This is a genomic window from Lactobacillus fornicalis, from assembly GCF_055362665.1.
The window spans coordinates 18,491-30,372 of sequence record NZ_JBLTIM010000008.1; the positions used below are offsets into that span (position 1 = coordinate 18,491).

Here is an 11,882-nt window from a genome sequence, read left to right on the forward strand (position 1 = left end):
ACTTTCCAGCTTTTTTAGGCAATATCAGTTCGAAAGATATCAGTAATATTAACAATGTTAATTGCATTAGTATCAGCATTTTTTACAATAATTTTGTTATTAGGTACGACCTTAATGATTTTCCCAATTATATTGGTATTGTCTTTAAGTGTCAACAAAATATAACTACGGTGCAATAAAGCATAGCTTAAATTAGCTAAAATATAATGCTGCTTTTGTCCAATGATAGAAAGTTGGTCTTGGTCATAAGCAAAAATATCTTCAAATAAGTTAAAAGTCTTAGTTACTAGATTTTTCCCAATAAGTTGTAAATTCTTCATATTCTCAATCTCCTAAAAGCACTCGAAAATCATAAATTACTCTCGAACAATTGTTTGATTAAATTATACGAACTAATGTTTAAAAAATCAAGGAAAAATCGAAAATATGTTTGGAAATGATTGTTATTTAATTATGAGAAAAAAGGAGTGAAACTTGAAAAATCTGCTAGTTTAGTGCAATATAGAATTATTAATGATTTTTAGGAGCAATCATGGCAAGTAAAGGTTTATTATTGGTTCTATCAGGACCTTCTGGTGTTGGTAAAGGTACAGTAAAAAGTGCAATAGTTGAAACTAAAGCATTTCCATTTGAATATTCAGTTTCAATGACTACTCGAAAGCCTCGTCCTGGTGAAGTAGATGGAAAAGATTATTACTTTGTGAGTGTTGATCGTTTTAAAGAGGCTATTAACCAAGGTGAGCTTATTGAATATAATCAATATGTAGGCAATTACTATGGAACACCGCTAGCTCCAGTTAAAAAAATGCTGAGCGAAGGTAAAGATGTTTTGCTTGAAATTGATGTTAACGGTGCCCAAAAAGTTCGTGAACAAATGCCTGATGGTGTTTTTATCTTTTTAACACCGCCAGATTTGCATGAATTAAAGCATCGGCTAGTTCATCGAGGAACAGATTCTGAGGCTGTTATTCAAAATCGAATGAAACAAGCGCGCAACGAAATTATGATGATGTCTGATTATGATTATGCTGTAGTCAATGATACTGTTGCAAATGCAGTTAGTCATATTAAAGCGATTGTTGAAGCCGAGCATGTTAGTGTTAAGCGAGTAATTGATTCGTATCGTAAAATGGTTGAGGAGGACTAATACATGAAAATTACATATCCATCAATTGATAAATTATTAGACAGAGTTGATTCAAGATATTCTTTATCAGTTTTAGCTTCAAAAAGAGCTCATGAGCTTGAAGCAGGTAATCCAGCAGCACTTGATAAATTTAAATCATCTAAGTCAGTTGGCCAAGCATTAGAAGAAATTGCTGCAGGTAAGGTAATTATTGACCCAGATCACAAAACTAATATTGATTAATTAGTTAGACCTTCATCGCTAAGATGAGGGTCTTTTTAGCAGGTGAAAATAAATATGATAGCGCAAGTAATTGTAGATGTTGCAGCTAAGCAGACAGATCGAATTTTTGAATATCAAGTCCCTGAGCAAATTGCAGATTTAACAACTGGGTCCCGTGTTGTTGTCCCTTTTGGTCGAAGGAAAGTTCAAGGCTTCGTTGTAGGCTTAACTAAAACTAGTCAATATCAAGGAAAATTGAAAGACTTGTTGTTAGTTGTTGATGAACAAGCTCCCTTAACTCCGGAATTAGTTGAATTATCAGCATATTTGGCTAAAACTATTTTTTCTTATCGGATTTCAATTTTACAAACCATGCTTCCTAGTGTTATGAGGGCAAAATATCGAAAAATTTTAATTCCAACAACCAAGCAGGCTGAAGAGTTACAAATTTTTAAAGGAAAAAGTATTGATTTAGCAAAAGTGACCGATTTAGAAGAAATTGCCCAAATTAATCAGTTACTAAAAAAGGATATGGCTAAAATTGAATATGCAGTTGAAAATAAAGCTAAGGAAAAAACAAAAAAAGTTTATTATCTTACCTCTAGTCTCACCGATTACAAAGAAATTCAACAAAGTCTACGTTCAAATGCTGTTAAACAGGCTGAATTATTGCAATTTATAATCCAACATTTTGAACAATTTCCTTTTGATTCTGGGCAGTTGAAAAAATATAATTTATCATTTTCAGCAATTAATACTTTAGTTAAAAAAGATTTACTCAAAATTAAAGAAGTTGAGCAATATCGAAATCCTTTGACTGAATTTTCAAAAAATATTAAAAGAAAGATTGTTATTCTTAATCAGGAACAAACAGCTGCTCTGCAAAAAATAAATAAAAGTATTGAGAAGTCCGAAGCAAAAACTTATTTACTTGAAGGAATAACTGGAAGTGGAAAAACAGAAGTCTATTTACATGCCATTAGCAATGCATTACAAAAAGGGAAAAATGCTTTAATGTTAGTGCCGGAAATTTCCTTAACTCCGCAAATGGTTAGCCAGGTCAATGCCCGCTTTGGAAAAGAAGTGGCAGTTTTACATAGTGGTTTATCAGAAGGAGAGAAATATGATGAATGGCGCAGAATTAGACGCGGTGAAGCTCGAGTAGTTGTAGGAGCTAGGAGTGCTATTTTTGCTCCATTAAGTAATATTGGTTTAATTATTATTGATGAAGAGCATGAAGCATCATATAAGCAAGAAGATACACCTCGATATCATGCAAGAAATGTAGCTATTTGGAGAAGTCAATTTCACAATGCGCCTTTAGTATTAGGAAGTGCGACACCATCTCTTGATAGTCGTGCGCGTGCTCAAAAAGGCGTTTATGAATTATTGCGTTTAACAAAAAGAGCCAATCAAAAAGCCCTGCCTGAAGTTAAAATTATTGATTTGAAGTCGGTAGAATTTGCGGGAAGTCAATTTGATTTATCTACTGACCTTGTTGAAGCTATTAAAGAAAAGTTGATGAGAAATGAACAAATAATTTTATTGCTCAATCGACGTGGTTTTGCTAGTTTTATGCTTTGCCGAGATTGTGGATTTGTTTTACAATGTCCTAATTGTGATTTATCTTTAACTATGCATAAAGATACAAATCAAATGATTTGTCATTATTGTGGTTTTCATCAACCAATCCCAAATAGTTGTCCTAATTGCCAAAGTAGCAAAATTCGCTTTTTAGGAACTGGAACCCAAAAAGTCGAAGAAGAGTTAAGCGAACTTCTTCCAGGTGTAAGGATTTTAAGAATGGATGTTGATACTACAAGACGTAAGGGGAGTTATAAAGAAATATTAGATAAATTTGGTGCAGGTGAAGCAGATATTTTACTAGGTACGCAAATGATTGCTAAGGGGCTTGATTTTCCGAATGTAACTTTAGTTGGGGTGATTAATGCCGACACGGCTCTTTATTTGCCTGATTATAATGCAAGCGAAAAGACTTTTGAGTTATTAACTCAAGTGGCTGGGCGAGCAGGACGTGCAGAAAAAAGTGGGCAAGTTTTGATTCAAACTTATAATCCAGACCATTATGCAATAAAATTAGCGCAAAAACAGGATTATGAAACTTTTTATCAAACTGAAATGAAAGTAAGATATCAGGGAAATTATCCTCCGTTTTTCTTTACAAATTTAATTTCAGTTGCTTCAAAAAATGAACAAAATGCTGCCAAAGAAGCCTTTGCTATTAAAAGAATTTTAATGCGCAATCTTCATGCTCCAACAATTGTTTTGGGACCAACTCCGAGTGCAATTTCTAAAATTAAAAATCAATATTATTATCAAATACTGGTAAAATATAAACGTGAACCTAAATTAAATGAGCTACTTCATCAGATTCAAGATTTGGCTCAAGAAAAGCAAAAATATGGCTTAAATATTTATATTGATACTCAACCTGGAAGAATATCATAATGAAAGAGGGATGAATATGACATCAGTTATTTTCTTAGGGACACCAAATTTTGGTGCGACAGTTTTAGAAGGTTTAATAAAGGATAATTACCAAGTTTTGGCGGTGGTTACACAACCGGATAAAAAAGTAGGTCGAAAACAGAAATTGACTTCTTCTCCTGTTAAAGAGATGGCTCAAAAATACGATTTACCTGTTTATCAACCTGCTCGTTTACCAAGAAGTGAAGAACTTGATACTTTGATTAATTTACATGCTGATTTAATTATTACAGCAGCTTATGGGCAGTTTTTACCGACTAAATTTTTAAAGAGTGCTAAAATTGCAGCGGTAAATGTCCACGGGTCACTTCTTCCTAAGTATCGTGGTGGCGCTCCAATTCAATACTCTTTGATTAATGGAGATAAAGAAACTGGTGTAACTATTATGGAAATGGTTAAGGAAATGGACGCTGGTGATATGTATGCCCAAGAAAAGCTACCAATTGCACCAGAAGATACAGCAGGTAGTTTATTTGAAAAAATGGCTATTTTAGGTCGTGATTTACTCCTTAAAACCTTACCAAGCATTATTGATGGTAGTTGCGATAAAAAAGCACAAGATACCACTAAGGTAGTCTTTTCACCAAATATTAGTAAAGACCAAGAAAGAATAACTAAGGATATGACTGCAAGCCAAGTTCATAACTTGATTCGTGGCTTAAATCCAGATCCGGGTGCTTATTTAATGATTAATGGTCAAAGAATGAAGGTTTGGTCTTCAGAAGTAGCAAATGAAACAACCCAATTACCTGCTGGGGCTTTAGTAGATAATCACAAGCGTTTTGCGGTAAGTTTTGCTAATCATACGGTTCTCAATCTTACTGAAATTCAGCCAACTGGGAAAAAGAAAATGGCCGGCCGTGACTATATGAATGGTAAAGGTGCAAGTTTGAAGCTAGGAGAAGTATTTATTGATGACTAACTCAGCACGTGCTGTAGCGTTGGCTACTTTGATAAAAGTATTTAAGCAAAAAGGCTATTCTAATTTAAGTCTAAGTCATGCTCTAAATGAAAATAATTTTTCTCAAAAAGATCAGGCTTTTGTTACCCAATTAGTTTATGGAACAATTCAATATCAGTTATTCTTGGAATATCAATTAAAAGATTTACTTAGAACTAAACTAAAAGAAGATTATTTGAAGCCACTTTTATTAATGTCGGTATATCAGTTGATTTTCTTAAATCGAGTACCTAATCGAGCTGTTCTTGATGAAGCTAATAAATTAGCTAAGAGCTTTGGTAAAAAGAACTCATCTGGTTATCGTTTGGTAAATGGAATTTTACGTTCTTTTTTAAGACGTGGGCAAGTCTTACCTAGTCCGAAAGATCCTGTCCATTTTTTGAGCATAAAAGAGAGTATGCCAGAATGGTTGGTTCAGTATTTTATTAAGAACTGGGGTTTGAAGCGTACTGAAAAAATCTTGCCGAGTTTAAATAAACGAGCAGAAAATAGTATTAGAATTGCTAAAGGTGCAAATCAAACGCAAATAATTAATAGTTTGAAAAAGCAAGGATATTCTTTGACTGAATCAACCCTTGCAGATAACTGCTTTTTAGTTAATCATAGTATTGTCAATACAGATGAATTTAAGGCAGGTCAGATTACAATTCAGGATGAGGCAGCAAGTTTAGTAGTGGATTGCTTTGATTTACAAGAAAATGATTATGTTTTGGATACCTGCGCAGCTCCTGGTGGAAAAACAAGTCAATTAGCAGAAAACTTGCCACAAGGAAAAGTGATAAGTCTAGACATTCATAAGAAGAAACTTAACTTAATCAAAAAATATGCCGAAAGAATGCATGTTGATGAGCGAGTTGAAACTCTTGCTTTAGATGCTAGAAAAGCTGCAGAGCATTTTTCTGATACTAAATTTGATAAAATATTAGTTGATGCACCATGTTCTGGGCTTGGACTATTAAGAAGAAAACCAGAAATTCGCTATGATAAGACTATGAAAGATGTTCATAATTTAGCGAGAATTCAACTGGGGATTTTGAATAGTGCTGCCCAATTATTAAAGAAGAATGGTGAATTAGTTTATTCAACTTGTTCAATTACAATTGAAGAAAATGAACAAGTTATAGCAGAATTTTTAAAGAAGCATCCAGAATTTGAAATAATGCCAATAACTTTATCTAAAGTTCAAAGTAAAGAAAGTTTGAAGATTTTACCAGATACTTATGGCAGTGATGGCTTCTTTATTGCAAAAATGAAATTAAGAGGTTAAGTATTTTGATTGAAACAGCTTTTGCATCAAGTATTGGTCGTGTTAGAAAGACCAATCAAGACTTTGTTCAAGTATATGAAAATCAAAAAAGTATAAAAATGGCAGTTGTCTGTGATGGAATGGGCGGTCACCAAGGTGGAGATGTCGCTTCTACTATGGCAGTTAGCCATTTGGGACATGACTTTGCGAAGACCGATTTTGTAACAGCGGAAATGGCGAAGAAATGGTTACAAGTCCAATTGAAACTGGAGAATGAAACTATTTTACGCGCTGCTGATCGTTTCCCAGATTTAAATGGAATGGGGACTACGGTGGTTTTGGCAATTTGTTTTGAAAATAATGCTTTAATTGCTCACTTAGGTGACTCAAGAGCTTATTTGTATTCTGGAGAAAAGTTTACCCAATTAACTGAAGATCATTCGTTGGTAAATGAACTTGTAAAACTTGGACAAATTACCAAAGAACAAGCTAGAAATCATCCACAAAAAAATATTATTACACAGGCTTTAGGTGTCTCCAGCACTATTAATCCTGAATTTAATCGTCCCATCATTCAAGAAAATGACATTATTTTACTATGCACTGATGGCTTGACTAATTCATTAGAGGATGACCAAATACACCAAATTTTGGCAACCAAATCTTTGTCATTAAACGATCGATGCAAGAAATTAATCACTGAGGCAAATCGGTTGGGTGGCGGAGATAATATAACAGTTTGCCTGCTTTTGTGCAAGGCAGGTGACAAGAAATGATAACTCAAGGCTATTTATTAGGCGAACGTTACAAAATTTTGGACACCTTAGGTGAAGGTGGAATGGCGAATGTTTATTTAGCCGAAGATATCATTTTACAAAGAAAAGTAGCCGTTAAAGTTTTAAGACTTGATTTGCAACGTGATCCACAAACCTTGAAACGTTTTACGCGTGAAGCAATGTCAACTAGTGAATTAAGTCACCCTAATATTGTTTCAGTGCTTGATGTTGATACAGATCAAGGCCTTCCATATATGGTAATGGAATACATAAAGGGACCAGATTTGCATCAATATTTGCATGATAATTACCCACTACCCTTTACAGAAGTTATTAGAATCATGGATCAAATTCTAAGTGCAGTTGCTCTTGCTCATAAGCATAATGTAATTCACCGTGATTTGAAGCCAGAAAATATTTTGATCGATGAGAATACTGGTAAAATCAAAATTGCTGATTTTGGAATTGCAGTTGCTCTTAATCAAAGTACCATTACCCAAACTAACTCTACAATGGGGTCTGTTCACTATATGTCACCGGAACAGACTAAAGGTGGTTTAGTTACCAAACAATCCGATATTTATTCATTAGGAATTATTTTATATGAACTTTTAGCAGGGAAAGTGCCTTTTGGTGGCGAAACTGCTATTTCAATTGCATTAAAACACTTAAAAGAACCACTTCCTGATTTAAAAGAGATTGTACCTAACTTACCGCAACCTTTGGAAAATGTAGTCCTTTGCGCAACAGCAAAGGATCCTCGAGATCGCTATGAATCTGTTTTGACAATGAAAGCAGATTTGGACACCTCTCTTAATCCTGAAAGGGCTAATGAACCGGTCTTTAAACCGTCGCATAATCCAGCTTTAGAAGAAACTCGAGTTATTCCAACAATTATTTCTAGTGAAGATGCTGCTCTAAAAAATGTAAAAGAAGAAAAGAAACAAAAGCCAGCAAAGAAGAAAAAATTTTGGCAGACTTTTAAAGAGCATAAAGTTTGGCTACTCAGTTCAATTTTTGCAATTATTGTTGTTTTAATTTGTCTTATTTTAGCTTTAAGTAAAACAAATCAAACAACAGTCCCAGATGTAAGTGATTTCGATGAAAATCAGGCTAAGCAGTCGCTTCAAGCAGCTGGCCTTAAAATAGGCGAGATAGAGTATCAGTATTCTGATAAAGTTGCCAAAGGTAAAGTCATAAAAACTCTACCTACAAAGGGAAATTCAATCGAAAAGGGCAAGAGTGTTGATTTGGTTATTTCTAAAGGAGCCGGGTTAACTACTGTTCCAGATTTAGTTGGGGTTTACTATACTCAAGCCAAAAAACGATTAGAAAAATTAGGCTTTAAAGTTGAAAAAGAAACTGATTATTCTACTGAGATTAGTCGAAATTATGTCATGAGTCAAAGTATTGAGGCTGGTGAGCGTGTAAATGCTGCTAAAACGACGATTGTCATAGTTGTTTCTAAGGGAAGTCGCAAAAAAGCTAAACCTAAGCAATTTAAAGTTAAAGACTTAACTGGGTATTCTCTAAAGAGCGCGCAAGATTATGCTGAAGAAAATGGCTTAACTTTAAAGACGGAAGAAAGATATTCAGATACCGTTGAAAAAGGTTTAATTATTTCACAAAATCCAACAGCAGGAGTAACGATGGCTCGTGGAGATACATTAGAAGTTGTTGTATCTAAAGGAAAACAAGACAGTTCTTCAGCTTCTAGTGATTCAGCATCATCAGATAGCTCTAGCGATACTAATTCCGTTAATAAGAGTGTGTCAATTAGTTATGATTCAAGTAAAGGCAATAATGGTAATGGAAATCATATCCAGATTTATATTGCCGATGACAATCATCAAATAACTAATGTTTATCGTGATTTTTATATCACTCAAAATACAACTTTAAATATTCCATTTAGTCTAAAAAATGGCTCAGGAACATTAATTGTTGTCAATGATGGAACTACTGTAACAAATGAAAGGGTAACTAAATGATTACCGAAGGAATTGTAATCAGTTTAATTGCTGGATATTATGATGTGATGACGCCAAACGGTCTAGTGCGAACTAGGGCGCGTGGCGTTTTTCGCAAAAGACAAGAAAAGCCACAAGTTGGTGACTTAGTAAAAGTTCAACTTGATAAACATGGCACAAATTATTTGATTGAAGTTTTTAAACGAAAGAATCGGATTGGTCGTCCAGCTGTTTCTAACGTTAGCCATGTCTTATTAGTTATTTCTGCGGTTGAACCAGATTTTAGTGTCAATCTTTTGGATAGATTTTTAACTTTTTTTGCATGGCAAAGGGTCCCAGTAACAATTTATCTTTCAAAAGCAGATCTTGCGACTGATGAGCAAGTTGAAACTATAAAAAAAGCTTTAAATTATTATGAAGAAATTGGCTATCGTGTCTTTAGTAACAAAGAAAAGATAGAACAGGCTTTATTGTCTTTGATTAAAGATAATGAAATTTGGACCTTAGCTGGTCAATCAGGTGCTGGCAAATCAACATTATTAAACTTTTTAAAAGAGGATGCTGGACAAGATACTGGAGAGATATCTAAAAGTTTAAACCGTGGTAAGCATACAACTAGAAGCGTACAACTCTTTGCTTATTCTGATGGTTTTATTGCTGATACACCAGGATTTTCCGCAATTGATTTAGGACCAATTAAAATCAAAGAATTACAAAATTATTTTATTGAATTTAACAAGGCTAGCCAATTTTGTAAATTTAGAGGCTGTCAACATATTCATGAACCCAAATGTGAAGTGAAAGCTTTGCTTTCTGAGGGAAAAATTGCTCAATTTAGATATGATGATTATTTAGCACTTCGAACAGAAATTGAAGACCAAAGATTACCAGAATATCTAAAATAAAGCTAAGGATTATAAAAGAAATGAAGGAAAAATATGATTATTTCACCATCAATTTTGAATGCAGACAATTTAAATCTTGGCAGAGATATAAAAAAAGCAACTCAAGCCGGTATTACAAGATTCCATATTGATATTATGGATGGGCATTTTGTACCTAATTTGTCATATGGCCCACAACTTGTGCAGGACTTTAAGCGCGAGTTTCCATTAGTTGAAGCAGAAGTTCATTTAATGAGTAATAACTTAGAAACAACAATTCCAGCTTTTACTCAAGCAGGAGCTGATTTGCTAGAATTTCATTTTGAAGCAACTAATAAAGTGGATTATTGGTTAGATTATTTAGCAAGTAATGGTGTTAAAGCAGGGCTGGTTTTAAATCCGGAAACAGATGTAGCTTCTTTAAAGCCATATTTAAAAAAATTAAAACAAGTATTATTGATGAGTGTTCATCCTGGTTTTGGTGGGCAAAAATATATACCAGAAACAGCTGAAAAAATTGCTCAACTCAAGCAATTAACAAACGAGGCTGGTGTAAATATTCCAATTGAAGTTGATGGAGGAATTAATGATAAAACAGCCCCATTAGCTGCTCAAGCAGGAGCGGATATTTTGGTTTGCGGATCATATATTTTTAAAAATGGTGATATTGCTAGTCAAATTAGAAAATTAGAAGGCATTTTAAATGAAGGGCATTAGTTTATTAGGAGGACCACTTGAGCTAATACCTGAAGGCTTTTTTAATGAATTAAAATATAACAACAAATTTTTGTTGGGTGTTGATCGTGGTAGTTTGTTTTTGGTTGAAAAAGGCTTGACTCCAGATGTTGCAGTCGGAGATTTTGATTCTTTAAAAAAAGCTGAACTAGCCAAAATTGAAAAAGTAGTGAAAGATATTCGTTATTCCAATCCAGTAAAAGATTTAACTGATTCGGAATTGATGATAAAAACTGCTTTTGAAAATTATCATTTAACTAGCTTAAAAATTTATGGTGCCACTGGTGGTAGATTAGATCATTTTTTAGTTAATTTATTTACCTTTTTAAAGCCAGAGTTTCAAATTTATGCTCCTAAGGTAACTTTAATTGATCGTCAAAATGTAATTAGATTATTTTTACCTGGAAAACATCATATTAAGCCATTAGAAGGCTATTCATATTTAGGGATAGTCAATTTAACTGAAGTTAAAAATCTTTCAATACGAGGCGCAAAATACCCATTAGAGAACTATACATCAGCATACCCGGTATCTTTTGCTTCTAATGAGTTTGTTGCTGATAAGTCAGTAGAACTTTATTTTGAAAAAGGGACAATTGCTGTAATTTATAGTAAAGATCTTAACCGCTTTGCAAATCTTTAAAGTTAAAAACAAAAAAGACCAAGGTATTCCTTGGTCTTTTTTGCATAATTAAGCTTAATTATTAAAATTATTAAACGCGAGTAACTTTACCAGACTTCAAAGTCTTAGTTGATACCCAAACGCGCTTTGGCTTACCGTCAACAAGAATGCGCACTTTTTGAAGGTTTGGCTTCCAAGCTCTACGGGTAGAGTTCAAAGCTTTAGAACGCTTGTTGCCGAAAGTAGTCTTTTTGCCAGTAACAAAATCTTTTGCCATTTGCTAAACCTCCTTTACTTGTTATAAGTAACACTTTAATAATATAGCAAAGCTAGGATATAATTGCAATAGAAAATCAATTTTTTCTATTTTTATAATCTGTACTAATTTGATTATTGTATTTACTATGATAAAATACATTCGTATTACCCAATTTGAGAACGGAGGAAAATAATATGGCAGTTAAAATTAAGACCAAGCATGGCCTAATTGATGTAACTAATGGTGTAATTGCAACCGTTGTTGGCTCTGCTGCAACTGCTAATTATGGTGTCGTCGGGATGGCTTCAAAAAATGCCATCCGTGATGGAGTTAATGAAATTTTGAATCGTGCCAACTATAAGCGTGGCGTCGTTGTCAAATCGGTTGATAATCGAATCACTGTCGATGTCTACATAATTGTTGGCTATGGCCTCAAGATTTCTGAGGTAAGTCGTAATGTACAAGATAGTGTTAAATATAATTTGGAACAACAACTTGGCATTCAGACCAAATCTGTAAACGTGATTGTCCAAGGCGTCAAGGTTCTTGATGAATAACGCTTACCGGAGGAGT

General features: G+C 33.8%; 13 protein-coding genes. 11 read left to right on the plus strand and 2 right to left on the minus strand.

Going from position 1 to position 11,882, the window contains the following annotated elements; translation table 11 throughout:
- Window positions 1-14: 14 nt before the first annotated feature.
- Window positions 15-320 (minus strand): hypothetical protein, encoded by a 306-nt coding sequence (locus ACNDLV_RS02375; RefSeq protein ID WP_006586925.1) that lies wholly within the window; start codon window positions 318-320, stop codon window positions 15-17.
- A gap of 212 nt (window positions 321-532) precedes the next feature.
- Between ACNDLV_RS02375 and gmk the strand changes: the two genes are divergently transcribed.
- From gmk to ACNDLV_RS02425, 10 genes are read left to right on the plus strand one after another with little or no spacing between them, the layout of a single operon-like run.
- Window positions 533-1,147 (plus strand): guanylate kinase, encoded by a 615-nt coding sequence (gene gmk, locus ACNDLV_RS02380; RefSeq protein WP_006586924.1) that lies wholly within the window; start codon window positions 533-535, stop codon window positions 1,145-1,147.
- 3 nt (window positions 1,148-1,150) lie between these two features.
- Window positions 1,151-1,369 carry a DNA-directed RNA polymerase subunit omega gene (gene rpoZ, locus ACNDLV_RS02385; RefSeq protein ID WP_006586923.1) on the plus strand — a complete coding sequence of 73 codons (219 nt, stop codon included), beginning with the start codon at window positions 1,151-1,153 and terminating at the stop codon, window positions 1,367-1,369.
- A gap of 54 nt (window positions 1,370-1,423) precedes the next feature.
- The gene (gene priA / locus ACNDLV_RS02390) at window positions 1,424-3,817 is read left to right on the plus strand and encodes a primosomal protein N' (RefSeq protein WP_006586922.1); all 2,394 of its coding nucleotides are present in this window, start codon (window positions 1,424-1,426) and stop codon (window positions 3,815-3,817) included.
- Between the two features lie 16 nt (window positions 3,818-3,833).
- Window positions 3,834-4,778 (plus strand): methionyl-tRNA formyltransferase, encoded by a 945-nt coding sequence (gene fmt, locus ACNDLV_RS02395; protein WP_006587362.1) that lies wholly within the window; start codon window positions 3,834-3,836, stop codon window positions 4,776-4,778.
- Window positions 4,771-6,084 (plus strand): 16S rRNA (cytosine(967)-C(5))-methyltransferase RsmB, encoded by a 1,314-nt coding sequence (rsmB, locus tag ACNDLV_RS02400; protein ID WP_006586920.1) that lies wholly within the window; start codon window positions 4,771-4,773, stop codon window positions 6,082-6,084. The genes fmt and rsmB overlap by 8 nt, the downstream gene beginning before the upstream one ends.
- A 5-nt stretch (window positions 6,085-6,089) precedes the next feature.
- Entirely contained in the window at window positions 6,090-6,839 is a 750-nt protein-coding gene (locus ACNDLV_RS02405) for a Stp1/IreP family PP2C-type Ser/Thr phosphatase (protein WP_006586919.1), read from the plus strand.
- Window positions 6,836-8,830, plus strand: a complete 1,995-nt coding sequence (gene pknB, locus ACNDLV_RS02410) for a Stk1 family PASTA domain-containing Ser/Thr kinase (RefSeq protein WP_498882922.1) — start codon at window positions 6,836-6,838, stop codon at window positions 8,828-8,830. Before ACNDLV_RS02405 ends, pknB begins: the two co-directional genes overlap by 4 nt.
- The gene (gene rsgA, locus ACNDLV_RS02415; protein ID WP_006586917.1) at window positions 8,827-9,714 is read left to right on the plus strand and encodes a ribosome small subunit-dependent GTPase A; all 888 of its coding nucleotides are present in this window, start codon (window positions 8,827-8,829) and stop codon (window positions 9,712-9,714) included. Before pknB ends, rsgA begins: the two co-directional genes overlap by 4 nt.
- Before the next feature lie 33 nt (window positions 9,715-9,747).
- Window positions 9,748-10,410, plus strand: a complete 663-nt coding sequence (rpe, locus tag ACNDLV_RS02420) for a ribulose-phosphate 3-epimerase (RefSeq protein ID WP_006586916.1) — start codon at window positions 9,748-9,750, stop codon at window positions 10,408-10,410.
- Window positions 10,397-11,071 carry a thiamine diphosphokinase gene (locus ACNDLV_RS02425; protein WP_006586915.1) on the plus strand — a complete coding sequence of 225 codons (675 nt, stop codon included), beginning with the start codon at window positions 10,397-10,399 and terminating at the stop codon, window positions 11,069-11,071. The genes rpe and ACNDLV_RS02425 overlap by 14 nt, the downstream gene beginning before the upstream one ends.
- 70 nt (window positions 11,072-11,141) lie before the next feature.
- On the opposite strand, the gene rpmB is transcribed toward ACNDLV_RS02425, so the two are convergent.
- On the minus strand, window positions 11,142-11,327 hold the full coding sequence (rpmB, locus tag ACNDLV_RS02430; protein WP_006586914.1) for a 50S ribosomal protein L28: 186 nt from the start codon (window positions 11,325-11,327) through the stop codon (window positions 11,142-11,144).
- Window positions 11,328-11,503: 176 nt separating this feature from the next.
- Here rpmB and ACNDLV_RS02435 point away from each other — a divergent pair, with 176 nt between their 5' ends.
- The gene (locus ACNDLV_RS02435) at window positions 11,504-11,866 is read left to right on the plus strand and encodes an Asp23/Gls24 family envelope stress response protein (protein WP_006584909.1); all 363 of its coding nucleotides are present in this window, start codon (window positions 11,504-11,506) and stop codon (window positions 11,864-11,866) included.
- The last annotated feature ends 16 nt before the right edge of the window (window positions 11,867-11,882 follow it).